Source organism: Methylocaldum sp. GT1BB, assembly GCF_051027545.1.
Taxonomy (GTDB): Bacteria; Pseudomonadota; Gammaproteobacteria; order Methylococcales; family Methylococcaceae; genus Methylocaldum.
Genome location: NZ_CP194902.1, coordinates 3316105 through 3342792, shown reverse-complemented (window position 1 = coordinate 3342792; position 26688 = coordinate 3316105). Strand labels below are relative to the sequence as shown.

20 protein-coding genes are annotated in these 26688 nt (G+C 54.5%); 18 read left to right on the top strand and 2 right to left on the bottom strand.

Features of this window, described 5'->3' with window-relative positions:
* The first annotated feature begins 316 nt into the window (after nt 1–316).
* Both ACR2TX_RS16370 and ACR2TX_RS16365 read left to right on the top strand, forming a co-directional pair.
* A complete protein-coding gene (locus tag ACR2TX_RS16370; protein WP_434130156.1) occupies nt 317–2422 on the top strand; it encodes a TonB-dependent receptor in 2106 nt (701 codons plus the stop codon).
* A 223-nt stretch (nt 2423–2645) separates the two neighbouring features.
* A complete protein-coding gene (locus ACR2TX_RS16365; protein WP_434130154.1) occupies nt 2646–3728 on the top strand; it encodes a dipeptide epimerase in 1083 nt (360 codons plus the stop codon).
* A 393-nt stretch (nt 3729–4121) separates the two neighbouring features.
* Here ACR2TX_RS16365 and ACR2TX_RS16360 read toward each other — a convergent pair whose 3' ends face one another.
* On the bottom strand, nt 4122–4445 hold the full coding sequence (locus ACR2TX_RS16360; protein ID WP_434130152.1) for a hypothetical protein: 324 nt from the start codon (nt 4443–4445) through the stop codon (nt 4122–4124).
* Between the two features lie 389 nt (nt 4446–4834).
* On the opposite strand from ACR2TX_RS16360, the gene ACR2TX_RS16355 reads away from it, so the two are divergent.
* From ACR2TX_RS16355 to ACR2TX_RS16285, 15 genes are all read left to right on the top strand, one after another.
* On the top strand, nt 4835–8125 hold the full coding sequence (locus ACR2TX_RS16355; RefSeq protein WP_434130150.1) for a VanZ family protein: 3291 nt from the start codon (nt 4835–4837) through the stop codon (nt 8123–8125).
* Nucleotides 8126–8308: 183 nt separating this feature from the next.
* Complete coding sequence (locus ACR2TX_RS16350) at nt 8309–8941, top strand: hypothetical protein (RefSeq protein ID WP_434130148.1); 633 nt, start codon at nt 8309–8311, stop codon at nt 8939–8941.
* Between the two features lie 552 nt (nt 8942–9493).
* On the top strand, nt 9494–11092 hold the full coding sequence (locus tag ACR2TX_RS16345) for an acyl-CoA ligase (AMP-forming), exosortase A system-associated (RefSeq protein WP_434130146.1): 1599 nt from the start codon (nt 9494–9496) through the stop codon (nt 11090–11092).
* Nucleotides 11085–12320, top strand: coding sequence for a pyridoxal-dependent decarboxylase, exosortase A system-associated (locus ACR2TX_RS16340; RefSeq protein ID WP_156881032.1), 1236 nt, complete (start codon nt 11085–11087; stop codon nt 12318–12320). The genes ACR2TX_RS16345 and ACR2TX_RS16340 overlap by 8 nt, the downstream gene beginning before the upstream one ends.
* A gap of 93 nt (nt 12321–12413) precedes the next feature.
* Nucleotides 12414–13751, top strand: a complete 1338-nt coding sequence (locus ACR2TX_RS16335; protein ID WP_077730106.1) for a putative O-glycosylation ligase, exosortase A system-associated — start codon at nt 12414–12416, stop codon at nt 13749–13751.
* A 430-nt stretch (nt 13752–14181) separates the two neighbouring features.
* On the top strand, nt 14182–14427 hold the full coding sequence (locus tag ACR2TX_RS16330) for an acyl carrier protein (protein WP_077730104.1): 246 nt from the start codon (nt 14182–14184) through the stop codon (nt 14425–14427).
* The gene (locus ACR2TX_RS16325) at nt 14424–15263 is read left to right on the top strand and encodes a hydrolase 2, exosortase A system-associated (RefSeq protein WP_434112404.1); all 840 of its coding nucleotides are present in this window, start codon (nt 14424–14426) and stop codon (nt 15261–15263) included. The genes ACR2TX_RS16330 and ACR2TX_RS16325 overlap by 4 nt, the downstream gene beginning before the upstream one ends.
* Nucleotides 15264–15277: 14 nt before the next feature.
* Complete coding sequence (locus ACR2TX_RS16320) at nt 15278–16156, top strand: hydrolase 1, exosortase A system-associated (RefSeq protein ID WP_434130144.1); 879 nt, start codon at nt 15278–15280, stop codon at nt 16154–16156.
* Nucleotides 16140–17387, top strand: coding sequence for an acyltransferase family protein (locus ACR2TX_RS16315; protein ID WP_434130142.1), 1248 nt, complete (start codon nt 16140–16142; stop codon nt 17385–17387). Before ACR2TX_RS16320 ends, ACR2TX_RS16315 begins: the two co-directional genes overlap by 17 nt.
* 170 nt (nt 17388–17557) lie before the next feature.
* The gene (locus tag ACR2TX_RS16310) at nt 17558–19003 is read left to right on the top strand and encodes a lipopolysaccharide biosynthesis protein (protein ID WP_434130140.1); all 1446 of its coding nucleotides are present in this window, start codon (nt 17558–17560) and stop codon (nt 19001–19003) included.
* Nucleotides 19000–19737, top strand: a complete 738-nt coding sequence (locus tag ACR2TX_RS16305; protein WP_434130138.1) for a class I SAM-dependent methyltransferase — start codon at nt 19000–19002, stop codon at nt 19735–19737. The genes ACR2TX_RS16310 and ACR2TX_RS16305 overlap by 4 nt, the downstream gene beginning before the upstream one ends.
* Before the next feature lie 48 nt (nt 19738–19785).
* On the top strand, nt 19786–21087 hold the full coding sequence (locus ACR2TX_RS16300) for a hypothetical protein (protein ID WP_434130136.1): 1302 nt from the start codon (nt 19786–19788) through the stop codon (nt 21085–21087).
* Nucleotides 21084–22019 (top strand): glycosyltransferase family 2 protein, encoded by a 936-nt coding sequence (locus ACR2TX_RS16295; protein WP_434130134.1) that lies wholly within the window; start codon nt 21084–21086, stop codon nt 22017–22019. Before ACR2TX_RS16300 ends, ACR2TX_RS16295 begins: the two co-directional genes overlap by 4 nt.
* A 5-nt stretch (nt 22020–22024) precedes the next feature.
* On the top strand, nt 22025–22879 hold the full coding sequence (locus ACR2TX_RS16290) for a sulfotransferase domain-containing protein (RefSeq protein ID WP_434130132.1): 855 nt from the start codon (nt 22025–22027) through the stop codon (nt 22877–22879).
* Nucleotides 22880–22886: 7 nt separating this feature from the next.
* Nucleotides 22887–24620 (top strand): ATP-grasp domain-containing protein, encoded by a 1734-nt coding sequence (locus tag ACR2TX_RS16285; RefSeq protein ID WP_434112388.1) that lies wholly within the window; start codon nt 22887–22889, stop codon nt 24618–24620.
* A 2-nt stretch (nt 24621–24622) separates the two neighbouring features.
* Here the strand turns inward: ACR2TX_RS16285 and ACR2TX_RS16280 are convergent, their stop codons facing one another.
* The gene (locus ACR2TX_RS16280) at nt 24623–25600 is read right to left on the bottom strand and encodes a glycosyltransferase family 2 protein (protein WP_434130130.1); all 978 of its coding nucleotides are present in this window, start codon (nt 25598–25600) and stop codon (nt 24623–24625) included.
* A 332-nt stretch (nt 25601–25932) separates the two neighbouring features.
* Between ACR2TX_RS16280 and ACR2TX_RS16275 the strand changes: the two genes are divergently transcribed.
* The gene (locus tag ACR2TX_RS16275) at nt 25933–26652 is read left to right on the top strand and encodes a tetratricopeptide repeat protein (RefSeq protein ID WP_434130128.1); all 720 of its coding nucleotides are present in this window, start codon (nt 25933–25935) and stop codon (nt 26650–26652) included.
* The last annotated feature ends 36 nt before the right edge of the window (nt 26653–26688 follow it).

The window sequence follows — 26688 nt, the reverse complement described above, 5'->3', positions numbered from 1 at the left end:
TACCGGGCCTGGGCGGCGGCCCGAAATACCAGGAGGGTATTTACGGGCCTGATTAACAACCGGGTCCGCTCCCGCACAAACATCTGGACACTTCGCCATAACGCGGCGCGACGGCCGCACACACTTACAGGCACTCCTCGAAAAATACCGGATTGTTTACATCGAGATTTGATCCCTCGGCTAGGTTTCGCGGGACGGAAGCCGAAGCTTCAGCGGTCGGAATTCGCAGCATACCGACGATTCCCGTTCTTGAGTCCCTGAACGATTCCGTTCGGCACGGTGGTTGCTGTCATTCTTGAAATATTATTCTGAGCCCATGAAAACCCGACTCCATTTTTCCATTCATTCAATAGTTGGCTGGGGACTCGGTATCGCGCTGGGCACGCTGGCCGAACCCGTGCTGGCCCACCCCCAACCCGAAGAGGAAAATCCATCCTCTCTACTTGTTTTGGATACCGTGGAGGTCCAGGGCCGCGCCACCGATCTTTTGGGGGCCGCCAATTCCGCGTCGCAAGGCGTGGTAGGACAGCCCGAATTCAAATACCGCCCGCTGTCCCGCGTCGGCGAACTGGTGGAAGTGGTGCCGGGCGCCCTCGCCACCCAGCACAGCGGCACCGGCAAAGCGAACCAGTATTTCCTGCGCGGCTTCAACCTGGACCATGGCACCGACTTCAGCGTCACCGTGGACGGCGTCCCCATGAACCTGCCCACCCACGCTCACGGGCAGGGTTATCTGGATCTGAACGGCATCATTCCGGAACTGGTGGACCGGGTGGAATACGGCAAGGGGCCTTACTACGCCGACGTGGGCGATTTTTCCTCCGCTGGCTATGCGCGCATGCACACCCTGCACCGACTACCGCAAGGATTCGTGAAGTTCACCGGCGGCGAATACGACTATTACCGCGTCGTGGCGGCGAACTCGAACGCGCTGGGAACGGGCGATCTCCTCTACGCCGCCGAAGTCAACTTCAATGACGGTCCCTGGAAGCGGCCGGAAGAACTCGACAAGTTCAACGGCATGTTGCGCTATACCATCGACCGTGAAGATTGGGGACTGGCGCTGCACGGCAAGGCCTATCGCGCCCAATGGAACGCCACCAATCAGATCCCGGAACGCGCCGTGCAATCCGGGCAAATCGATCTTTACGGAACAATGGACCCCAGCGATGCCGGCAAGACCGACCGCTACAGCCTATCCGGCGACTTCTGGAGCCGCGGCGATTCGTACAAGAATCAGCTTAACGTGTACGCGGCTTACTACGATGTCGCCCTGTTCTCCAATTTCACCGGTTTTCTCGACGACCCCGTCCACGGCGATCAAATCGGCCAGAAGGAACGACGCGTGATCGTGGGCGGCAGCGGAGAGCAGACCTGGTTCAACCGGTGGTTCGGCTTGGATATGGACAACACGCTGGGTTTCCAGGTCCGGCACGATGCCATCATGGACCTGATCCTGAACCGTACCGAACGGCGCCGCACCATCGGGTCGGTCAGCCGGGGCGATGTGGACGAAACCAGCCTCTCGTTCTACTTCAGCAACCAGACCCACTGGCTACCGAAATTCCGCACCGTGGCCGGGCTCAGAAGCGACACCTTTTTCTTCGACGTGGCCGACCGTCTTATCCCGCAAAATTCCGGCAGCGAGACCGCTTCCATCGTCAGCCCCAAGCTCAGTCTGATCTTCGGCCCCTGGCAAGATACCGAATTCTTCGTCAACCTGGGCTACGGCTTTCACTCCAACGACGCCCGCGGCGTGACCACGCGAGCCGACCCCACCGACCCCACGCTTCCGCAAAGCAGCGTGCCGCCGCTGGCCAAGCAACGGGGCGCCGAAGGCGGCATACGGAGTCAGTACGTGAAAGGACTCAACACCACCCTCGCGGTGTGGTGGCTGGAGTCCGACTCGGAACTGGTGTTCGCCGGAGACGCCGGCACCACCGAGCCCACCGGTAAAAGCGAACGCTACGGAGTCGAGTGGACCAATTTCTACAAGCCGGTCGACTGGCTGACCCTGGACGCCGATTTCGCCTTCACTTCGGCCAGCTATCGGGACGCGCCGCGCGGCGCCAACGACATTCCCAATTCCGTGGGTCGGGTCATCAGCGCCGGTGCGGTCGCCGAACTGCCTTACAACTTTTTCGCCACGGTGAGGCTGCGCCACTTCGGTCACGTGCCGCTCACGGAGGACGGCAGCGTCGACGCGGGCGACACGACCCTGGTCAATCTCGGCGCGGGCTATCAATACCGGCAACTGAAACTTGCCGTGGACGTCTTCAACCTGTTCGATTCGAAAAGCAACGATATCGCCTACTACTACACCTCGCGACTTCCGGGCGAACCGCCCGAGGGGGTCGACGGCGTTCTCAAACATCCGGTCATGCCGCGGCAGGTACGGGTCACGGCATCGGTCAGCTTTTGAACGAATTGAGACCCGGAAGCGTCCCGATCGATCCAGAGGCAAACCGGTGTGTCGGCAAGGGGTTGCCGACCTACTGACCTATAATGGCTCGACACGAGGCAGAAATTCGTAGGTCGGCAATCCCTTGCCGACATATCGGGTCCGACGGGGCGCTTTTGACGGCGATTCTTCCTAAGTCCTGCCTATAATGCCCCCAATGCGAACATAGGCAGCGAACGACGCCATGAACAAAGACCTCGAAATCAGACGAGTCGATATCCACAAACTCGACGTGCCCCTGATCGCACCGTTCACCATCGCCTCGTCGAGACTCGATCGCGTCCGCAACGTCGCGGTGCAAGTCACGCTCGCGGATGGATCGGAAGGATGGGGCGAGACCTCGACCTTGCCGCCGGTGACGGCCGAGGATCAGGCGATCGCGCTGGACACGCTGAAACAGGAGGCCGGCCGCTTGAGAGGACGACACGCCGGGGAATGGCGGCGGATCTCGGCGGAACTCCTCGAACGTGTCCCGAACTTCCCGTCGGTCCGGGCCGGCATCGAGATGGCGCTAATCGATGCCTTGGCGCGCCATTGCGGAATTCCGCTGCTCCGGTTTTTCGGCGGGTTTCAAAACCGGCTCGCCACCGACATCACCATACCCATTTGCGCCGCCGAGGACGCGGAAATTCTGGCCCGGCAATACCGCGGCGAAGGTTTCGAAATCCTCAAGGTCAAGATCGGCCTCGATCGCTCCGACGATATCGGCCGGCTCCTGGCCATCAGGCGCGGGCATCCGAGCAGCCGTTTGATTCTCGATGCCAATGCCGGCTATTCGTCCGACGAAGTCTTCGCCCTGCTAAGGGAACTTCGCCTCGCCGGCATCGAGCCCGCGCTGCTCGAACAGCCCGTCGCGCGAGAGGATTGGGACGGTCTCGCAAAGCTTGCCCGCGAAGCCGGCGTACCGGTGGCCGCCGACGAATCCTGCAGGACGCCAGAGGATGCTCTGCGAATCGTACGGGACCGCCTGGCCCAGGTGATCAACATCAAGCTGGTCAAGTGCGGCGTGGTCCGGGCGCTCGAAATCGCCGCCATCGCCCGCGCCGGCGGGCTGGACCTCATGATCGGCGGCATGGTCGAAACTCGGTTGGCCATGGGCTTCAGCGCGCATTTCGCGGCGGGACTCGGCGGCTTTCAATGGGTCGACCTGGATACGCCGATGCTGCTCGCGGACGATCCGGTGGAAGGCGGCTGCAAACCGGCCGGCCCCAATTATTTGCTGGATGCGGAAACCGCAGGGCATGGGGGGCGGCTATGCAAGTTTTGATTAATCTCTGCGCAGAGTTTGAAACGATACGCAATGCGTACTGCCTAGCGACACGGCTCTTTTCGGCGGGCTCAGGAAACCGGGATTTCGTAGGGTGGGTTAGGCCGCGAGGCCGTAACCCACCGAGCGACCTCGAATCGGTGGGTTACGCTCCGCTAACCCACCCTACGATGAGTGTTCACTCGAATGCCGAATGGAATTACGCGCACTCCCGCACCGCCCGGCCGTTGATCACTGCGCTTCAAGTGCGCCGTAACCCACGAAAGCAACGCTCGGTGGCCTTGCCGCTCGCTTTGATGGGTTACGGCGCACGCCTGGCTTGCTGGGTTGCGCGGATGGTCCGGGCGCACCCACCCCACCCCACCACGGGCCCTCGGCAAGCCCGAGTGAAATTCAGGAAACGAACGTCCCCTTGTTCCGCGACTTCGTCTGTTCCGCATATTCCCGCTCGTTGCGCTGCCACTTCGACCGGCCGTAGAGATAACCCACGAAGGTCCAAACCAGGGCGCCCAGCATCAGACGAAACGGAAGATTGCCCTGGGTGCTGAAGATATCGCCGAACACCTGGTGTTGATACACCACGGTAGAAAAGACAAACATGAACCCGCCCCATTGCAGCACGCCATGAGTCCAAACGAAGCGGCGTTTCCCGCGCGCTCGGGTTTGCTCCCATTCAGCCAGGCGTTGCGGCGTCCAGGTTTTTTGGGTGTTTTTCATATCGATTCCGATCCAATGGGCTCTGTACGAAATTTCGCATAGGCCGATCCGCGCCGAAAAACGCGCAGTAACTCCAAATCGCCTTCGATAAGGCATTCATTTTGTAGGATGGGTAGAGCGAAGCGAAACCCATCGATGGTGGGTTAGGCCGCGCGGCCTCGAATTGGTGGGTTACGCTCCGCTAACCCACCCTACGATTAATGTTCACTTGCATGTCGCATGGAATAAGGATTCTTACCGGCGCAGCTTTTCACTGATACAGTCAGCAAATCGAAAAAGACCGCATCGCGATTGAACAAAAACGAAATGCGGCGTACGGTTTCCCCTGTTGCTGCCCGAATATTACCACCGGCCTTTCTCCAGCACCTGACGAGCTTGATATCCGACCGATGAGCATGCCCACAGCCGACCGTCGCCACGCCTTCTTCGCGTTCCTGGTCTACCTGGTTTTCGTTGTGTACGGAAGCCTGGTGCCTTTCGAGTATCGCGCCTACACGTTCGATGAGGCAGTCAAACAGTTCTCCGCCATTCAGTATCTGGACCTGGGTATCGAATCGAGGGCCGACTGGGTGGCCAACATCGTGCTCTATGTGCCGTTGTCGTTCCTGGGCTGCGCATGGGGCGTCGGCATACGGTCGACCGGGGCACTGCGTCACCTGACGGCGCTGTCGATCTTCGTGTTCTGCCTCGCGGTCGCGGTCGCGGTGGAGTTCACCCAGATATTCTTCGCTCCCCGCACAGTCTCGCTGAACGATCTTTTGGCCGAGACGCTCGGCTCGGCCGGCGGAATCGCCCTCTTCGTCTTGGGACGATGGCGCATCGCGCGGCTGTTGGATGCGTTCGCGGAAGGCGGACGCGCATCGGTATATGCAGCGATGATCGCCTACCTGATTCTGTATCTCCTGCTGTCCCTGTTTCCCTACGACTTCGTTGTCTCAACCCAAGAACTTGCATGGAAGTTGAGCTCGGACAATTGGGGGTGGCTGATCGCGGGAAGCTGCAACGGCTGGCTGCGGTGCACGGCGCGTCAAGCGAGTGAAATTGTCGCGATTGCGCCGCTCGGCGTCTTCATCGCTCTCGCCGCTCCGGGAATGGGTTACCGCCGCATCTTCTTGATCGGAGCGATGCTGAGTCTGATCCTTGAACCCTTTCAATTGCTGCTCGCGTCGGGCGTGAGCCAAGGGCTTTCGGTACTATGGCGCGGAGCGGGACTGGTGGCGGGTGCCGCGATAGGCCGAATCCTGCTTCGGCATGGCCCCTCGCCCCTGGCCTGGATTATCAAGACCACGATACCCTTCGCCGCGTTGCCGTATATCCTGGCGCTGCTGGCGCTCGGCGGCTGGTTCTCGACCGCCTGGCTGCCGTTTGCCGATGCTATGGCGCGCCTCGCGGGCATCCGGATCATGCCTTTTTATTATCATTATTTCACTACCGAACAGGCCGCCCTGGTGAGCGTGCTCGCCCAGGCCGCCATGTACGCCCCGATCGGTCTCGCCGGGTGGGCTTTACGGACTCGAAGCCTAGGGGAGAAAACCCCCAGCATGCTGCAAGTGGCGTTTTTCGCCGCCGCGCTGGCGTTCCCCATCGAATTCGGCAAGCTCTTCGTTCCACCCAAGCACCCGGATTTCACCAATCTGCTGATCGCCGCAGCAAGTGCCGCGGTCACCTACGCGCTGGCGCGTTGGGTCGGAGTCGTACTGACCGGCAAGCGTGACGAGCCGATACAGCCGAGCACAACCCATGATCGAGAGTTCCCTCCGGCACATCCTCCGCCAACGCATCCCGAGGTCTACGGCACGCCACATCCTTTCGGCGTGCTGATCGCTTTCGCCGCGGCGCTGCTCGCTCTGGTCGGCATATTGTCCTATTCCGTCGGCACGCCATGGCTGATCGCGGCATTGGCGGGCTACGCGGCCTTGTTGTGGCGGTATCCCAGCGGATGGCTTTTCGCCGTTCCGGCTCTCCTGCCCGCGCTCGACTTGAGTCCCTGGACCGGCCGATTGACGCTGGACGAATTCGACCTGGTCGTCCTCGTCACACTCGCCGTAACCTATCTGCGGATTTACCGGATAAAGCCTCGGCCCTGGCCGAATCGAAGTTTGTCATGGGCGGTCGCGCTGCTGTGGGTAAGCGGATTGCTTGCCGGCGCGCGCGGCTTGTGGCCGCTTTGGGGAAATGAAGGAAATTTCTCCGACAGCTCTCATTCACCGCTGGAAGCCTGGATGGTCGGCAAGGGACTCTTGTGGGCGCTGCTATTCGTACCCCTCACACGACGCATCCCTCCGGAAAACAGCGGAGCGGCCCTTCGCCAGATGGGAAACGGCTTGGTCGCCGGCCTAGCCATAGTGACGTTGGCGGTTTTGTGGGAACGCCATGTCTACGTTGGGCTGGGAGACTTCGAAAACGTGTTTCGCGTAACCGGAACCTTCGCCAGCATGCACACCGGAGGCGCCTACATCGAGGCCTTCATCGCTTTCGCCTTTCCGGCGCTGGTGGTTTCGGTACTCGCAACGTCCAACCGGATGCTGAAGCTATTCGGCGTCGCATCCGCCATGGGCGTCAGCTATGCCATGCTGGTGACCTTTTCGCGCGGCGGATACGCCGCCCTCATTGCTGGCCTGGTGCCGGTACTGTTCAGCATGCTGAGGCAGCGGAAAGAATTTCCGATCCATCGCTGGCTGGCACTCGCGGGACTTTTGACGGCCTCGGTTGCCGCCGCCGTTCCCGTGCTTTCCGGCGGATTCGCACAATCCCGGCTGGCACGCATCTCGGAGGATCTCTCCATTCGGGAAGCGCACTGGAAGCGTGCTCTAGGTTTAATGGATGACGGACCGATGGCAGCACTCATTGGAATGGGTTTCGGGCAATATCCCGTTCTCTACGCATTGGGCGCCGAAACTGCCAAAGCACCGGGCACCTATACCGTCATGCGCGACGGCGACAACCCTTATCTACGCCTCGGTGCCGGCGAGCCGGTTTTTCTCGATCAGATCGTCGACGTCGCCCCCGGCGAACATTACATACTTTCCGCCCGGATTCGGCAGGCTTCCGGCGGCGGCTTCCTCAGTGTTCCCCTCTGCGAAAAGGCGCTGCTTTACTCATTCGACTGTATCTTGCCCGAACTGCGGCCGGAGTCGTCCGAAAGCAACTGGCAAACGGTCACCGTCGAGGTGAGTCCCGGAAAACTCGGCGGGAGCGGCAACTGGCCTTACCGGCCGGTAAAACTGTCGCTGCACAACAAGAGTTCCGATACCCCGCTTGACGTGGACGACATAAGTCTCATGACCGAGAAAGGACACGAACTGGTGGCTAACGGCGATTTCAGCGACGGAGTCGCCCGCTGGCTGTTCGTCGCCGATCAGGACTTGGCCTGGCATATCCACCAGCAAGCCGTGGAGATGTATTTTTCCCAAGGCTTGTTGGGACTGGCGGCTTTGGCGCTGCTGTTGCTCGGCGTCGGAAAAACTTGCGGACCGGCCCTGGCAAGAGGGGATTTAGATGCGGCGATCCTGCCCGGCGCGCTGCTGGCGTTTCTTACGGTGGGTCTCCTCGGCAGCACGATGGATACCCCACGGCTATCCATGCTGTTCTATCTAGGGGCGTTCGGTGCCGGCTTGCTGACGCGTGCCAATCAAGCCGGGAGACCTGTGCGGCGATTCTTGCAGGATGTAGTCCCGTAACTGAAATCCCCTGCTTCCATCGCAAACGGCCGCTTTAGTCTCGCTCCTTCCCGAACGTCACGGATCGGCAAACGGGATCGTCGGCACAGGCTTGCCGATCTCCGCTTGTAGGCCGGAATAATTCCATTCGGCATTCGAGTAGACATTATGTAGGGTGGGTTAGCGGAGCGTAACCCACCATCGATGGGTTTCGCTTCGCTCTACCCATCCTACAAAATGAATGCCGGATTGAAAGCGATTTGGAATAAGCCTGTCCTGAGCGAAGCAGAAAGTGCGCTAGCGGTCCCCGGCGAAAGAGCAGAGTTTTTTCGGAGACTCCTACAGATATCGATAGAGCTTGCCGGGCTCATCCGCTATAGTTACGACCGCTTGCGCGTCAATTCACCGGGGGATAAAACCATGAAATCAATCGTCATTCGGGGCGTGATCGTGTTCGTCAGCATCGCAGGCGAGGCGATGGCAGCGTGTACCGGCCCTAATCTCAACCAAATCCAGCTTTCAACGGCGTTATCAGGCATGACGGTCTGCGCGACCCGAGGCGCCGAGCGATGGCAGGAGCAGCACCAGGGTACAGGTAGCGGTACGCTCGTGGATTACAAGAATGGCCCTTCCGACCCGGTGGACCCGTCCGAAACAGTCGGCACTTGGAGTATCTCGGGCACTGGAGCAAACGCGGTTGTCCGTTACGACTATGGCAGCGGCGGTACCTATGACTATCGTGTTTATGGCAACGGCGGCAACAGTTACAGTTTCTGCAACGCAAGCTCGGGCGAAGAAATCGTGGGCACTGTTGTAAGCTCCCCTTCTTGTCCGTAGCACGGTCCTCTCGGATAGCGATTGACAAAGAGGTGGCGGGCGACCCGAGCCCGCCGTGCGCGGCTGGAAGCCTTCCTGTACAAATAACGCCGACGGAGTGCGCTGATTGGATTCGCCGTACCCGTCCTCGGCTCCGATTCATGCCGCGCTTACTTTAAGGCAGAAAAAGCGGACATGCGCATTCATGTCCCGGAATACTTCGGGCAATGCCGTTAAGTTAAGCCGTCATTCCGGCAGGGATTGCCGGAATCCAGTACACAAGGAAGTGATAGGTCTCTGCCATCCATGGCTTCTGGACCCCGGCATTCCCTGCCGGGGTGACGTGCTTAATGGGAAAACTACGCGATTTTTGCCTGATCGACGTCCACCTGACTTGTTTTCTGCACCAGAGCAACGGGATTACGCGCGTTCACGATTCGTAGCAGACTTACCGATACCGAAATGATGATCAATAATTATGCGGAGCCATTTCTAGCAACCGGCTCCGGATATTTTCCACGCCCTACCGACGGCATTATGCCTGCAAAATCAACTAATCACGAAAAATAAGCCATGCCTGTATTAGTTCATGATTTATTGGCAAGAACCGCAGAGATAACACCTTCCAACCCTGCAATCCGCCACAAGGAGGCGAGCCTCACGTTCAGTGAGCTATCCGTCTCGGTATCGAAGCAGGCTCACGCATTATCGGCAGTCGGCCTTTTACGCCAGCAGCGCGTCGCGGTCTATCTGCCCAAGCAAGTCGAAACGGTTGTCAGCTATTTGGCCGTCTCGCAGGCCGGCGGAGTATTCGTACCCGTTAATCCCGTGCTTAAGGCCGAGCAGGTCGCCTATATTCTTCAGGACTGCAATGTCAGGGTTCTGATCACGTCTCAAAGCCGCCTCAACGGCTTGATGGGCGTACTCGCAGCGTGCACCGATCTGCACACGGTCATCGTCACCGATTCGACCGAAGAACTGCCCGCGATCGCCGGGGTTCGGGTCTTAAGCTGGGCGGATTTGTCACGACTGGCACCATCCGCCGCAAAGCCGGCCAACCCGGTCATCATCGATACGGATATGGCCGCCATCTTGTATACCTCCGGCAGTACCGGCAAACCCAAAGGGGTCGTGCTTTCCCATCGGAATATCGTTACCGGCGCCAAGAGCGTCGCTCAGTATTTGGAGATCGTCCCCGAGGACCGCATCCTCGCCGTTCTGCCTTTCAGCTTCGATTACGGGCTGAACCAACTGACGACGGCCCTGCTCAAAGGCGCCTGCTGTGTGTTGATGGATTACCTCTTGCCCAAGGATGTCGTCAATGCCCTAACGCGTTATCGCATTACCGGACTCGCGGCCGTTCCGCCGCTGTGGGCGCAGTTGGCTCAACTCCAATGGCCGGCAAGCATCGACGAACATCTGCGCTACATGACCAACTCCGGCGGAAAAATGCCGAAGGCGACGTTGGAGCGCATCCGGGATAACGCGCCTAGCGCCAGATTCTTTCTGATGTACGGTCTGACCGAGGCGTTCCGGTCCACTTACCTTCCGCCCGACCAGATCGATCTCCGGCCGGACTCGATGGGAAAGGCCATTCCGAACGCCGAAATCGTCGTCGTACGCGAGGACGGCACGCCCTGCGCGCCGCACGAGCCCGGAGAATTGGTGCACAGAGGATCTCTCGTCGCTTTGGGCTATTGGAACGACCCCGAAAAAACCGCCGAACGTTTCCGACCCGCGCCAGGCCGCCCTCATGAATTACCGATACCGGAAATTGCCGTGTGGTCCGGCGATACCGTGACCATGGACGAGGAAGGCTATCTTTATTTCGTCGGGCGCAAGGACGATATGATCAAGACCTCGGGCTACCGGGTCAGCCCGACCGAAGTCGAGGAGGTCATTTATTCGACCGGGCTGGTCTCGGAAGCCGCCGTCGTCGGCGTGCCCCACCCGATCTTGGGCCAAGCGATCGTTGCGGTCATCTCCACCAGCCAGGCCGAAACGCCGACCGATAACTTGATCGAGGTTTGTCGCCAGCGGTTGCCGAACTTCATGGTACCGGCGTCGATTCAGCTTCTGCACAGCTTGCCGCGGAATCCGAACGGCAAAATCGATCGAAAACAACTCGCGGCGCAATTCGCCCGCCTCTACGAAGAGGGTGCCCATGAATAAGGAATCTCCCCGTCACGCCGCTCTGACTCAGTTTCCGATCGAAGATGATTGTCTGATCGTCGGCGGCATGAAATTGACCCGGCTGGCCGAGCGCGTCGGACGAACGCCGTTTTACGTCTACGACCGACGGCTCATCACGGAGCGCATCGAACACCTCCGTAGGCACCTCCCCAAGGAAATCCACCTGCACTATGCGATCAAGGCCAACCCTATGCCGGCGGTCGTCCAGCACCTGGCGGGATTAGTGGATGGCCTCGACGTGGCTTCCGCAGGCGAAATGAAAGTCGCGCTCGACACCCCCATGCCTCCCGAGCACATCAGCATGGCCGGTCCCGGCAAGCGCGCCGAAGAACTGTCCTGTGCGATCGCGGCCGGAATCTTGATCAACGTCGAATCCGCTCACGAACTGGATGTCATCGCCCGACAGTCGGAGCGCCTGGGTCATCCGGCAAGAGTCGCGATTCGCATCAACCCGGCGTTCGAGCTCAAATCCTCGGGCATGAAAATGGGCGGAGGACCCAAGCAGTTCGGCGTGGACGAGGAACTGGTGCCCGAACTGTTGCGGCGTGTAGGCAAATACCAACTGGATTTCCAGGGCTTCCATATTTTCAGCGGCTCCCAGAATTTGCGGGCGGAAGCCATTATCGAAGCCCAGCAGAAAAGTATCGAGCTTGCCCTGCGTTTGGCGGATCACTGCCCTTCGCCGATTCGACTTTTGAACATCGGCGGCGGCTTCGGCATTCCGTATTTCCCGGGCGAGCAACCTCTCGATATCCGTCCGATCGGCGAGCAACTGACGGAACGTCTCGAGGAAATTCGGCCGCATCTTCCGAATGCTACGGTCGTCATCGAACTGGGCCGTTATATCGTCGGCGAAGCCGGTTTGTACGTTTGCCGAGTGGTTGATCGAAAAATGTCCCGCGGCCAAGTCTTCCTGGTGACCGATGGCGGGCTGCACCATCACCTCGCCGCGTCCGGAAACTTCGGTCAAGTCATTCGGAAGAATTATCCGGTGGTGATCGGAAACAAAGTCCAAGGCAAGGGGCGCGAAGAGGCCAGCGTGGTCGGCCCGCTCTGCACCCCCCTCGACATTCTCGCTGATCGAATGGATCTGGCACGGGCCGATATCGGCGATTTGGTGGCCGTTTATCAATCCGGCGCCTACGGATATACGGCGAGTCCGAATTTGTTTCTGAATCATCCTGATGCCGCTGAAGTGTTGGCCTAAACAGGCTCCGGAATAAGCTCGTGGCTTTCACCGAAAAACGGATCGGACGATGGTATAGCCCCGGCCCCGCAAACCTGTCGATATGAGTATTCCATGCGTGATTTGATAGTCACTCTGATCGTTTTCGGAAGTGTTCCTTTCATCTTCCGATCACCGGCCATCGGCATTCTGATGTGGTCGTGGCTCGCTTACATGAATGCCCATCGCGCCTGTTGGGGCTTCGCGAGAAGCATGCCATTTTCTTTGATAATTGCTCTATCGTTGCTGTTGTCACTATTGATCAGCAAAGAGGATAAAAAAATACCGTGGACTCGGGAAACGACAATGCTCGCCATCTTCATCCTCTGGATGCTGATCACCACGATTTTCGCCTTGAATCCGGAAGGAGCCTGGGAACAGTGGAACAAAATATGGAAAATTCAGCTTATTACCTTCCTGACGATGATGGTCATAAAGGACCAGCGCCGGATCTATCTGCTGGTTGCAACGATTGCGGCATCGCTGGGTTTTTATGGCGTGAAAGGAGGCATATTCACGATTTTGACCGCAGGAAGCTATCATGTCTGGGGGCCTGACGGAACCGTTATCGGCGGCAACAACGAGATCGGTCTGGCCTTGATCATGACCATCCCGTTGATCCGATATTTGCAAATGCACAGCAAGCCGATCTGGCTCAAGAATGGCTGCTTGGCGGCCATGATATTGTGCGTTGTGGCAGTACTCGGAACTCAGTCCCGCGGCGCGTTGCTGGGTCTCGTCGCCATGGGAACCTTTCTCGTCATGAAAGGGAAAAACCGTTTCGCTTACTCCATACTGGCGATCTTCGGCGGCTTGACCCTCTATATGTTCATGCCCGATTCCTGGCATGAGCGCATGGGGACCATCAAAAGCTACGACCAGGATGGATCCGCCATGGGGCGCATCAATGCCTGGGGATTTGCGATAAATTTGGCCATGAGCCGGTTATTGGGCGGGGGCTTCGAAACATTCGATCCTTATCTGTTCAAGATTTATGCTCCCAATCCGGACGATTACCATGATGCCCACAGTATTTATTTCGAAATACTCGGGGAACACGGTTTTATCGGTTTAGCTATTTATCTCACCCTCGCTCTCTTTACCTGGCGGAGCGCGGCCCGTATTGCCAAGGAAGCCAACCATTACCCCGAGTTAAAGCCGCTTGCCGATTTAATGCGCATGATTCAGGTGAGTTTGGTTGGATACGCAGTCTCGGGAGCATTTCTGGGAATGGCATACTTCGATCTGTATTATGCCTTGATCTCTATCGTCGTGATGTCCGGCTATGTGGTGCGGAGATACGCCACGAATACCGACATGACCGAAAATTCCCAAGCGACTATATCCGAATCGACCGTCTCGACACCCGGCAGAAGCGGCTCATTCGTGCGTAAACCGATCAGGCCGGGCTAAGTACGAAACCTTTGGATGTTACGGACGCCTCGAACCGTCATTCACCGGCGGCAACATAGGCAGTCTGGTGAAAACGAACGACAGCAGATATTTTTGTGCCAGCCGACTGGACCGTCGAGGATATTTCCGGACATCCCGCAGTGCGATGAGAAAAAGCTTATTCCAAATCGCTTTCAATCCGGCATTCATTTTGTAGGATGGGTGGAGCGAAGCGAAACCCATCGATGGTGGGTTAGGCGTACATCAGCACTGATCGACCGCCGATCACTGTGCTTCGCGTGCGCCGTAACCCACCGAGCAACCTTCAATCGGCGGGTTACGCGGAGCCTGTCGCGAGCGGAGCCGAGGGGCTAACCTACCCTACGATTCATGTTCGCTTGAATGCCGAATGGAATAATTTCAAAACAATTAACCTGGTGAGTACAAATACGTGAACGTTGAAAAACTGGTAAAAGACATACTGAAACAACATTTGCAATTGGGTGATTCCGTTAATCGATTTACGCCCGAAACTGCATTGTTAGGCGATTTACCGGAACTGGATTCGATGGGTGTCGTTAATATTATTACCGCTATAGAAGAAAGCGTGGGCTGCACAATCGATGACGACGAAATCAGTGCCGATGTCTTTGCTACGTTAGGTTCATTGATGTCGTTTGTCGAGAGCAAGCTATGAATGCTCATCAAGCTCTAGATATTAGCTTGCAACCCTTTTACTTATCCGGCACTCGAGGAAACATTTTTTGCCTGTTTGCACCGCCCCGAAACAAACAAGCGCCGGTATTGCTTTTTTTACCCTCATTCGCCGAAGAGTTGAATCGCTGCCGCGTCATGGTGGCGCTGCAAGCCAGAAAGCTCGCTGCTCTAGGCGTCGGCAGCCTGCTGATCGACTATTACGGCACCGGCGATAGCCAAGGCGATTTTTCGCAGACCGATTGGCAGCAGTGGAAAGATGACGCCGATACCGCCTACTCCTGGCTGGCGGATCAGGGATATAGCAATATCGGCTTGTGGGGACTTCGCCTGGGTGCATTGCTCGCCACGGAATTGGCGTGCCAACAGCCGGACAGATTCATCCGATTGCTCCTCTGGCAACCGGTGTTGGATGGCTCGGTCCTATTAACGCAATTTTTTCGTATCCGTTTGGCCATGCTGATGGATAGAGGCGAGCCGAAAGAGACCACTAAACAAATGCGAGAGCATTTACGGCAAGGTCACAATCTGGAAGTTGCTGGTTATGAACTAACGCCGCAATTGGTCAGCGCCATAGATGAGAAAAAGCTGTCGAATTACGACACGCTAAACCCCGCTCTACAAATCGATTGGTTCGAGGCGGTTGTCGAAGACGGGCAAACACTGTCGCCCGCCAGCGAAAAAGCCATCGCTGCTTGGCTCGAAAAGGGCATACGCGTTCGGCCCCATACCTATTCCGGCCCTTTCTTCTGGCAGTTGCACGAACGTGAGCTAACTCCAGAGTTAATCGACAAAACCACCGAATTGTTTCGCAACTGACCGATTGTAGGCCTATGAGTCCCGAAGAAATCCCTTTAATCATTAATTGTCACGGCTCGCCGCAAATCGGCATTTTGCACAAACCGTCAAACAGCAAAAATACGGCGGTCGTCGTAGTGGTAGCCGGCGGCCCCCAATACCGGGTCGGCTGTGCCCGGCAACTTATTCTTTGGAGTCGGCGATTAGCGGAGGACGGCTATCCCGTATTGCGATTCGATTATCGCGGCTTTGGTGACAGCGGCGGCGAATTTAAAGGCTTTGAGCATATAGACGATGATATACGCAGCGCAATCGATCAGCTGCAGCAGCAAGTCCCGAACATAGATGACATAGTCTTATGGGCTGAGTGTAATGCCGCCTCGGCGGTAATGATGTACGCCTGGCAAGACAGCCGCGTTAAGCGGCTCATCATGCAGAATCCCTGGGTGCGCAACGAAGCCACACAGGCCCGAACCTACATCAAACACTACTATCTCATGCGGATCATGCAAAAGAGCTTTTGGCTCAAATTGGCTACATTCCGATTCAATCCGCTGACCGCTTTGAGCTCGCTCCTGGATCTATGGCGAACGTCGATGCAAGCCGAGAAGAATTCGAACCGGATCAAAGACCGGGATTTCGACGATCTGGAAACCTATCAGGAAAAAATGCGTGAAGGATTGGCGCGTTTTAACGGCAAGGTTTTGCTGTTTATGAGCGGGTACAGCCTGATAGGCAAGGAATTCGACGAACTCGTAAACCTTTCCGAGCGTTGGCAGGCCATATTGAATAATCTCGATCTAACCCGAATCGACGAGCCCGACGCCGATCATACGTTCTCACGCGCCATCGACCGAGAAAAACTTATCGATAATGCGCTCCGATGGCTGAACGGCGATGTTCGGATCAGTTAGATTCGTTCTGGCATTGATGGTGGTTTTCCATCATCTGTTTCTGCCTGTTCTGATAGGACCCTTCGCGGTATTCGGGTTCTATATGATGAGCGGATATCTGATGAATCTGGTCATGCACGAGAGCTATGGCTTTTCGTTGCGTGGCCGACTCTCTTTCGCCTTGAATCGATTTTTGCGGCTTTATCCTCAATATTGGTTTTCCTGTCTTTTTTCCATCTTCCTGATCGCTTGGCTCGGAGAGGAGCTGACAAAAACTTATCATCATTCCATTTACCGCCCTACCGAACTTACGGACTATATATTTAATCTTTTGATGATATTTCCGGGTTGGTACCCTGTGGACGTCAATCCTCGCCTGGTTCCTCCGACCTGGGCGATAACGGTCGAGTTGTTTTTTTACGCGACCATTTGCATGGGGATCGCCAAAACCGCGGCAAGAACACTCGTCTGGTTTCTGGTATCCGTCGCTTATTTTGCCGTTTCTTATCAGATGAATTGGCCGGATGCCGACCGTTATTTCCCGATTCCCGCAGCGTCCTTGCCATTCTCGATCGGAGCCGCTCTTTATTTTCTATCGAAACACGGCGTCATAACGAACTTTTTCAAAACCTATTCTCCGTCGTCCGACTTTTATTTATCGATACTCCTGATCAATGCCGCGTTTTCAGTTGCTCTCACTAAGCTGAACGGCGATAGCGCCTCTATCGGCGACATCGCTTTTTATATCAATTTGTTGGTCTGTTTTCTTCTCTATCTGAACATCATCAACGGCAGGACTTTGGGAGTCGTGAACAAGTTTGTCGACAAGCTACTCGGTGATCTTTCATACCCATTTTATTTGTTGCATTGGCAAGTCGGCCTGGTCGCCTCCTATTTTCTCTTTTCGAAACCGCTGCATGAGTTCTCCTTAAACGGACTGATCAGCGTATCGGCTTCGATCATCCTGCTGTTTGTCATTTCATTGGGCTTGATCGCGTTGATCGACAAACCGATTCAATTGCTAAGAGCGAAAATCAAAAAACGACATTCCGACTCACGTGCATTGGGGTATCCGCTGCCCCGGCGGGAGAGCATCTCGCCGAGCGGTCAAGATTTGCGTCAGGAACTCGCGGCGCGCCCGGCCAAGTGCGCGATGCAGGCCGATCTACAGCAATTTCGAGCCGATGGAGAACCGGATTTCATGACAAGCGGCGAGTTGTCGAACGATAAATTCCGGGGCGGAACCGATTAGCGCGGTTCGAGCTTTCTACCGGCGAGTATCGAAATGCCCTTCTTCTTCCGGCAGGAACGCATCAAGATGACAAGGGCGATTCGAGACCGCGGGTTAAATGCCGAACACCAAGGCTGCGAGACGATGAGACTTAATTACCCTCGGGTTGTTTGCTACACGAAAGTTGACCTGTGACCACCGTAAAAAAATCGCTTGTCTATTCCCTGGCCGACACTTATCTGCAAGTCGCCATTCAGCTCGGCTCCAGCATGATCCTCGCCCGCCTGCTCACGCCGAATGAAATCGGTGTTTTCTCCGTCGGCGCGGCCGTTCTCGCGATCGCCCACATGCTCCGGGATTTCGGCGTGGGCAGCTACATCATCCAGGAAAAAAACCTTACCAAAGACCGTCTTAAAGCCGCGTTCGGCATCACCATGCTGGCCGCATGGAGCATCGCCCTTGGCCTGTACCTTTCTAGGCATGTCATCGCCGATTTCTACCGTGAACCGGCATTGGTGCAAATCATGGCCTGGATGAGCCTCAATTTCGTCATCATCCCCTTCAGCTCGCCGGTACTGGCCCTGTTCAAACGCGAGATGAAGTTTCATCTGCTGATGTATATAGGCCTCATCAGCACCATCGCTTCCGCCGGAACGAGCATCTATTTGGCCTGTCAGGGCCATGGCTTCATGAGCCTGGTCTGGGGCTCCTTGGTCAATATCTTGACCACCGCGCTGACGGCGACAGCCCTTAGACCCAAAGACTCGTTTGTCTTACCGAGCTTAAAGGGAAGTAAGCATGTATTTTCGTTCAGTGGAAAATCGAGCCTAACCAACGTTCTCGGGCAAGTTGGCTACAACGTTGCCGAGTTAGTGATAGGCAAATCTCTCGGCTTTTCCAACGTCGCGATCTACAGCAAAGCGCAGACCATAGTCAGTATGTTCTCACAGCAGTTCATGGGTTCTATACGGAATGTCTATTACCCGGTGATTGCTCGGCAAAATCGCGAGAACAAACCCCTTGGCCCGGCTTTTCTCAATGCCACCGTCTACGTTACGTCTATAGCTTTTCCCTTTTACGGATTCCTCGCCCTTTATGCCGATGAAATCATATTGTTAATGTTCGGCGACCAGTGGTTAGCATCTGCGGAAATCGTAAGAATTCTGGCGTTAGGAGGTGTAATTTATTCCGTATGGTCATTTGCTCCTAACACATTATATGCGCTCAATAAACCGGGATTGGTTTTGAAAGCCGAAATTTTAATTCAAAGCTTAAGAGTTCTCGCCATAATTCCAGCTGCATCTATTTCTTTGAATGCCCTCGCCCTGGCGCAAGGTGCAACCTATGTTATCGGCTTTATTATTTACCTATTTATCCTATCCCCGCTCATACGTCTAAGATTTTGGCAATTCTTATTCCAATCCACGATACCCGGATGCCTCATTACCATCGTTTCACTAACCATCCCGCTTTACATCAAGCAAAGCCTCGGACCCGTGGTAGACAACTCATTTCTACTGCTAGCCTTGGCGGGAACTGCATTCGCGCTATCCTGGTTAGCAGCCATGTTTTTAACAAAACACCCAATCAGAAAAGAACTCATTAATCTGATCTTTTTAAGAAAGGCAACCACATGACTTTTGTTTACATATTACTTGCAGCCCAGTTTTTATTGCTGCTGTATACCTTCCATAAGGTCCGGCAAACCCATTTGATGGCATATGGAATAAAGGACCTAATAGAAAACCAAACCCTGGAGCTGAACAATATCTATAGACAGGTTCAGGCTTATGATGCGCTTCAGCGCAAACTAAAATTCGAAGAACATCTTCCCCCACTGAGGGGTTGGGCGGCTTCACCCGATTTTTTATTAACGATTGCTGAGCATGCACTAAACAGTAAACCTGACACCATCGTCGAATGCAGTTCTGGTGCATCAACGATTACATTGGCACAGTGCGCAAAACTGAATAACCGCGGGCACGTATACAGCTTGGAAAATGATGCCTTCTATGCGGAAAAAACGCGTGCCTTCTTAAAAAAGCACCACTTGGATGATTGGGCAACAGTCTTACACACGCCGTTGATCGAGATTGAAGGCAATCGCAAATGGTACGACCTAAGCAATATCCCTGAAATTCAGGAAATTGACATGTTGGTGATAGATGGGCCACCAGCCTTTATTTGCCAAGATGCGCGTTATTCAGCGCTACCAAAACTGATAGATAAGTTGAAAAATGCCACGGTCTTTTTAGATGACGCAAATCGGCCAGAGGAAAAGCGAATTATTAAACTTTGGACGGAAGAATATGCTATCAAAAATCAAATGGCACACGAATGTGAGAAGGGGTGTGTCTCGTTTACCGTATAATTTAATCCGTATACAAGATATACAATAATACTAAACTAAACACCCCCAATGTTTTTAGACACCTTATTGATTTATTCAAAATGGCTTAATACGATTGCAGAATCCAATCTTTCTCTTGGCCAAAAAAAAACCGCCAGTATCGGCAACAAAACGCTATTTCTTATTGCATCTCACTTACCACCAAACTCAGGCGGCGGCGTTTTCCGCCCTCTTTCATTTATTAGGTATTCCAGCGAAAACAACTGGTCGTCCAAAGCTTTCAGCCTCGATTATAAAGTAGAAAATCAAGATGCCGGAAACTTCCTCATAAGGCAGATTCCAGATCCCTCCTGCCTCGAACGAATCGAGTTAAACCGTTTAAAGCCATCCTGGTCTTTGACACCACGCATCGACGGCGGCTTCAACAACTGCCTTAATATGTTTAGGCATGTCATTAGAACCAGCGCGACAAGACCTGACATCATTTTGTCGACTGGCCCATCTTTCCATACATTTTTGACTGGGTTTTACTTATCTAAATACTATCAATGTAAACTGGTCTTAGACTACAGGGATGAATGGACTTTGTGTCCTTTCTCATGGGTAGAAAAAGACCAGTTGAATCGATTTTTCGAAAAAAAGTGCTGTCTGCAAGCCAGCAAAATCATTTTTACGACCAAAAGCCACCTTGATAATCATACGAAACATTTCCCTGATATTGACCCGCGCAAAAAGCTTGTAATAAGTAACGGATACGAAGACGGCGATCTGTCGGTTTTATCATTTAATAAAGTAGCTCCGCCCCACACTTTTACGCTATCTTTCGTAGGGAATTTGACAGCACATTCATTGCCCAATCATTTCTTGCGTGATTTGGAAGAGATATTTTCAAAATATCCTGACTTAGCAGACAAGATAAATTTTGTCTTTGCGGGCAATAAGTCAAGAGATGCCATAGAGGCAATCAATTCTTTTCCATATAAGAAATCAGTTATTTCGCTTAACCACATGCCAAAACATCAGGCGCTGGAGTTGATTGGCCAAAGCGATGCCCTACTTATCTTGGCCGGTGAGGGTATGAAAAGCTATATTCCCGGAAAGCTATTTGATTATGTGGCCGCGAAAAAGCCTATCCTATACTACGGCGAGCAGGGAGAAGTGACCTCAATCATCAATCAACTTGGAATTGGTGTCAGTGTTACACCTGGTGATACCGGCACTTTGGGCAAACATTTGTTGTCTTTGCTCAAAAAGGGACTCTCGGTCAAGGATGACGCTGTAGACGAATGGTTGAAATCCCATACCCGAAGAGCCTTGGCTAAGAAGTTGTTCGATGAACTGGATAGCTTATTGGAAGCTAGAAACCAATGAAATTTGAAATTTCCGTCGCCATCCCCGTTTACAACCGCGCCGATTATCTCAAGGAAACCCTGGATTCGGTCTTGAATCAGACCTATCCACCTGCCGAGGTCGTCGTGGTGGACGATGGGTCGACTGACCATACGCCCGCGGTATTGGCGAGTTACGGCAAGCGCATCAAATCGATCCGCATTGAAAATTCAGGGCCCGGCGTCGCCCGGAAAACGGCCGCCGAAGCGACCACATGTTCCTGGTTGGCGTTTTGCGATAGCGACGATATTTGGCTTCCGGAGCACCTGCAACGCCGAGCATCCCTGCTCGCCAAGCATCCTGAGGTAAATTTCAGTTTCTCGGATTTGATTCCTTTCGGCCCGGCCGCCCTACCCGATCGGACTTATTTTTCGGACGCACCGGAAAATTGGTGGCAACGATTTGGTACACCTGACGCCGATAATTGCATCGTGATGGGAAATAACGCCTATCGCTCGTTCTTGGTGTATAACCCAGGCTCCCCCGTCACAACCGTGATGACTCGCGATCTATACGACAAAATCGGCGGAATCGACCCTCGTTATTCACGGATGGTGTCCGAGGATGCCGATATGGCGCTTAAAGCGGCGTTACACGGCTATGTTCTTTGCGATCTCACCGTAACCGCGAAACAGCGTCGCCACGCGGGCAACATGTCAGGCGCGGTTTTGAAGAACTATCTCGGCGCCTGCCGCATACGGGAAGACCACATCAAGTTGAAAGTCGCGCCTGAAGAGCATCACGATGCAGTCGATGACGCCATACGAGTCATGCTGCAAAACGCTTTTCTGGCGGCGTATTACGCAGAGGACGAAAAGGCTTTAAGAGAAATCGTCGGCAGACTCGGCTTCGCCCGATTAACCACAAAGAACAAACTGCGGTTTATTCGATCCCTCCTGCGCCGCGCTTTTTGAGTTTTATGATTACATTACTTCAGAACATCAAATATCACCCGGCCGTTTCCGATCAGGTTCGTCGTTATTATCGATTCCGCTGCCGAAATTTAAAAAAAATGGTTTTTGTCGCCACCACCGGCCGCAGCGGAACGATGACCTTGGGCGACATTTTCAACGCCATCCCCGGCTGCAAAGCGGAACACGAACCGTATCCCGCGATGTTCGACGACGTACTTACCGCAAAATCCCTAGGTAATGAGGATTACGTCAGAAATATTTACTGGCGAATCAAGTCGATCAATCTTTGGCGCGCCGCCTCGGGATACGAATTTTATTTCGAATCCAACCACATGTTCGTTAAGACCTATATCGAATATGCGACACAGGACTTCGGCGAGAGGGCTTTGATTATTCACCTGGTGCGCGATCCGGTGAAAGTGGCGAATTCCATTTACGCTTTGCAGGATTTTCCGGGAACGGTCGAAGGCAATAAATGGTGGCTCGATTACAGGACAGCGGACAATTTACTGGCCATCGCGGATATTCTCGATGCCGACGAGGAGTTCAGGCATCCGTTTTATAAGGGCCTTTGGTACTGGTACGAAATGGAGGCGCGCATCGCCTCGTGGAAACAAAAGCTGCCCCAGGTGACGTTCTTGCGTTTTCGGACGGAAGATTTTAACGACCACGAAAAAACCTGCACGCTCCTAAGAGACATCGGTGTTGACTTCGATCCCGATCGGGTCGCGGCGAGGATCAGCACGAAATCGAACACCCGCCCCGATCAAAAAATTGCCGAGCCCTTGCCGGCCAGCGAAGCCGCGGAACGGCATCAGCGCTTTCGTGAATTCTTACTGGCCCGGGGTTTGATCGCTTGACGCCTTTATGAAAGATCCTCATCGCGTACTCGTTCTGGATGCCGATTTCGTTTCTTGTTTGCCTATCGTTCGTTCACTGGGGCGGCGAGGGATCGTTTGTGATATTGCAAGCCCTCACTCCGCGCCCATAGCCCGATATTCCCGATACGCCAATAAGCATTGGCAATATCCCGATCCGCTGACTCAGGGCGCTGCTTTCGTCGATTATCTTGCCGAGCACCTGAGCAAGGTCTCGTATTCCCTGGTCATCCCGGTCACCGAACGAACGCTTGTTCCTTTGGCGCGCTCGCCAAAAATGGCGCCGTTTGCCGATCTATTGGCGATCGCTCCGAGGAACAGTCTGAACAAGGTGCTGGACAAAGCCGAAACCATGGCGCTTGCACGACAGTGTGACGTGCCGACACCCTTCAGCTACCCGATTGCGCGGGCCGAGGAGTTATCGGAGTTCGTCGGCGAACTGGAATATCCGGTCGTACTGAAGCCGGCCCACTCGATATCCGGCGGAGATGACCGTCGGCCCTTGAACGTCGCTTATGCGCACGACGACGGAGAACTTTTCAAATTAGCGCAGTCGATGTTGGACCATGGTCCGTTCTTGCTCCAGCGATATGCGCGAGGCGTCGGCGCCGGTATCGAGCTGTTGGCGAACCACGGCGAAATCGTTTATGCGTTTCAACACGAACGTTTGCATGAGTTGCCTTTAACCGGCGGCGGCAGCTGCTATCGCAAGAGCGTCGCCGTCAACCCGGTCCTGCTTGCCGCCTCGCGGAGATTGATCAAGGCGCTGGACTGGCACGGCGTGGCGATGGTCGAATTCAAATGGAACCCCGCGACCGGCGAATACTGGTTGATGGAAATCAATGGGCGTTTTTGGGGATCTTTGCCTTTGGCATGTGCGGCCGGCGCCGACTTCCCGGTAAAACTGTTTGATCTGCTGGTTCTGAATCAGTTGCCCACGGATTCGAATTACCGCGAGCATGTTTACTGCCGCAAATTATCGGCGGACGTGTATTGGTACGAGCAAGTGCTGCGCCGCAGCGGCGATCCGAAGCTGGTGGCTTATCCGAGCGCTCGGCAACTGCTTTTAGATGCCTTATTTATATTGCATCCTACCCGCCATTTTTTCGATGTGCAGCAATGGCGCGATCCGCTACCGGGCCTAATGGATTTCGTCGAGCTTCTTAATGGCTACCTTCAGCGGATCCGGGGCATAGTCGGTGATAAATATCTTCTCAAGAGACACGGCTCCACCGGTATGCGCACCGCATTAACAAGAAAATTGGGGCAGGCTAAAACCGTTTTATTCGTGTGCTATGGAAATATCAACCGAAGCGCTTTGGCGCAAGTGCTCGCGGAAAATGGCGTCAATCCGTCGAAGATCCGCTTCGATTCAGCGGGTTTTCATCCGGAAGATAACCGTCCCGCCGACCCGAACATGATTAAAGTGGCCCGATCCCATGGGTTCGATATGACGGGCTGTCGTTCCAAGCGCCTCGACAAGCTGACGGTGGACAGCGCCGATATTATTTTCGTTATGGAAGGGCAACAATATCGGCGCTTGGTATCCGAATATCCGGAAGCGAAAGACAGGACTTTTTTACTGGGTAGCCTAACTAAACAGCGATTTTCCGATATCGATATCGCCGATCCTTACAATCAGGCGATGTCCGAGTATGAAAACTGCTTCAATCGAATACAACATGCGATCAACGAATTGAGCAGAATTCATCGGTCAAAATAAGGTTACCGTATCGATTTGAAGGACAGCCCAAGGCTGTAAAGCCCCCATTTCAGGGTCGGAAAGACCGCGAAAGCCGACCGCGCGAAACAGCCTGCCGAGATTTTGCGATTTTCGGCCAATAGCTCCCCGGTTAGCATTTTTTGGGTATTCGCCAGGCTAACTCGGACATAATCAAGCGCGGGTTTCGCCTTGCAGATCAATAGCAAGCGTTGGTAGACGCTCATCTCCAGCAAGCGTCGGTCGCGTAGACTCATCTTATTGGAGACCGATTCGCCCTGACGCTTTTCAGGAGCAAAGTGGGTTACGCAGATTTCCGGCCGATAGAGTACCGAACCGGAACGCTCGCAAGCCCTGACGAACAAATCGACATCCTCGGCAAAGCGAGTATGTTCCCAAAATCCTTCCAACTCATCTAACAGGTCCTTTGCGAGGATAATGCTGTCCAGATGGGCGTAATCCGGATAGGACAGGATTTGTTCTAGGGATAAGCGATAAACCTCGTGGTTTCCAAGTTTTTCAGCATTCTCTAAATGGCGCTGCACCTGGGTCATATGCCGTTCCATGATGACCTGATTCTGTTCATTTTTAATTTGTAAGCCAGCGATATAAACTCGCTCGCCTTGTTCTTTTAACACCTCCGCGGCAACGGCCAAATGGTCGGTTCCGTGCCAGCAATCGTCGTCGTCGCAAAAGGCAACATACTGCCCCTGCGCATGGCTTAAACCGATGTTTCTAACGGTCGATGGCCCCGAGCCTCCGGTCCCCGCGGCATTGATCGCGTGCCAGCGATAGCGTTGATCGTATTGACCAAGCAACGCTTGATGGCCTTCTCGAACGGATTGGGATGATCCGTCATCCAAAACCAGCACTTCGTAATCGGCGTATGTTTGTTGCCAGATGCCGTCCAGACAGTTTTTTAGCTCCTGACCTCTATTCCGGGTCGGAACGATGATCGAAAAAAAGGGTTTCTTGGTATTCATGCCCAGGTATGCTATTGATTTTTATATTGTTAAAAAATTCTTTTAAGGCTTTGTAGCGCCGGTACAGCAATCCTCTCATGCGCCCGATGTTTTTTGTTCGGAACCCGCATTTTGCCAGCCGTGACGGTGCCCATCCCGCTCTTCTCTATTCCCGCCCAAGGCTATTTTGCGTACACCGCGGGTTTTGCCCAAAGCGTAATAATATAAAATGACCGCGACCCGCAGGATGCATTGGGGAAAATATAAAAAGCTCTCTCGAACTTTCCGACTCAATTCCGCTACATCGGCGCCGTACCGGTTTGTCGCGTGGCTGAGGTCGGCGTGCCGACACCTTGCATCGGCTGCCGATCGAGCGGATTTCGTATATTCATAAAACACTTTCAAAAGGTATCGGCATGAGGCAATCTTCCTGGTGGATCAAGCTTTCCCTTCTGGCCGTATTTCTTTATTCCGGTGAGGGCTCGGCGTGGAACAGCGGCAGTCCTACGCAGCAGGAAATCGGCATGCTTCCGCCCTACTGTCAGGCTCAGATGCACACGGACTCGCAACATGTGATCCCCAAATCGGAACAACAAAGACGAAACGAGCACCGCCACTGGCAGAGTATCGTCGGAGACGGTTATGGCCATGTCCATCACTACTGCTGGGGCCTGAATTACATTAACCGCTACTATCGGGACTTCCGTGCCAAGGATCGTGAGGGCTATCTCACAGCGGCTATCAATGATTTCACCTACACCATCACAAGGGTCCCGAACACGTTCCCCCTGCTCCCCGAGATGTTGACCACCCGTGGAAAAACGTTTGCCATGATGCAAAAGCCGGGCGATGCGTTCAAGGACCTGCGGAAGGCCCTCCAGCTAAAACCGAAATATGAAAGGGCCTATATCGTGCTCGCTGATTTATACGAAAAAGCCGGACAACAGGATGCGGCCAAGGAAGTAATACAGTTGGGATTACGCTATATTCCGAATTCGAAATTGCTGTTGAAGCGGTCCAAGGCAGTAGGCTCGACTTCAACGCAACCAAAAAATGGGGAGCGGCCGAAATGAGGATTCGTCTCGGATAATTCAGGGCCGCGCGATTCC

Coding starts and splice junctions, on each gene's coding strand:
- ACR2TX_RS16370 (WP_434130156.1), top strand. CDS start 317: ATGAAAACCCGACTCCATTTTTCCATTCATTCAATAGTTGGCTGGGGA.
- ACR2TX_RS16365 (WP_434130154.1), top strand. CDS start 2,646: ATGAACAAAGACCTCGAAATCAGACGAGTCGATATCCACAAACTCGAC.
- ACR2TX_RS16360 (WP_434130152.1), bottom strand. CDS start 4,445: ATGAAAAACACCCAAAAAACCTGGACGCCGCAACGCCTGGCTGAATGG.
- ACR2TX_RS16355 (WP_434130150.1), top strand. CDS start 4,835: ATGAGCATGCCCACAGCCGACCGTCGCCACGCCTTCTTCGCGTTCCTG.
- ACR2TX_RS16350 (WP_434130148.1), top strand. CDS start 8,309: ATGGGTTTCGCTTCGCTCTACCCATCCTACAAAATGAATGCCGGATTG.
- ACR2TX_RS16345 (WP_434130146.1), top strand. CDS start 9,494: ATGCCTGTATTAGTTCATGATTTATTGGCAAGAACCGCAGAGATAACA.
- ACR2TX_RS16340 (WP_156881032.1), top strand. CDS start 11,085: ATGAATAAGGAATCTCCCCGTCACGCCGCTCTGACTCAGTTTCCGATC.
- ACR2TX_RS16335 (WP_077730106.1), top strand. CDS start 12,414: ATGCGTGATTTGATAGTCACTCTGATCGTTTTCGGAAGTGTTCCTTTC.
- ACR2TX_RS16325 (WP_434112404.1), top strand. CDS start 14,424: ATGAATGCTCATCAAGCTCTAGATATTAGCTTGCAACCCTTTTACTTA.
- ACR2TX_RS16320 (WP_434130144.1), top strand. CDS start 15,278: ATGAGTCCCGAAGAAATCCCTTTAATCATTAATTGTCACGGCTCGCCG.
- ACR2TX_RS16315 (WP_434130142.1), top strand. CDS start 16,140: ATGTTCGGATCAGTTAGATTCGTTCTGGCATTGATGGTGGTTTTCCAT.
- ACR2TX_RS16305 (WP_434130138.1), top strand. CDS start 19,000: ATGACTTTTGTTTACATATTACTTGCAGCCCAGTTTTTATTGCTGCTG.
- ACR2TX_RS16300 (WP_434130136.1), top strand. CDS start 19,786: ATGTTTTTAGACACCTTATTGATTTATTCAAAATGGCTTAATACGATT.
- ACR2TX_RS16295 (WP_434130134.1), top strand. CDS start 21,084: ATGAAATTTGAAATTTCCGTCGCCATCCCCGTTTACAACCGCGCCGAT.
- ACR2TX_RS16290 (WP_434130132.1), top strand. CDS start 22,025: ATGATTACATTACTTCAGAACATCAAATATCACCCGGCCGTTTCCGAT.
- ACR2TX_RS16285 (WP_434112388.1), top strand. CDS start 22,887: ATGAAAGATCCTCATCGCGTACTCGTTCTGGATGCCGATTTCGTTTCT.
- ACR2TX_RS16280 (WP_434130130.1), bottom strand. CDS start 25,600: ATGAATACCAAGAAACCCTTTTTTTCGATCATCGTTCCGACCCGGAAT.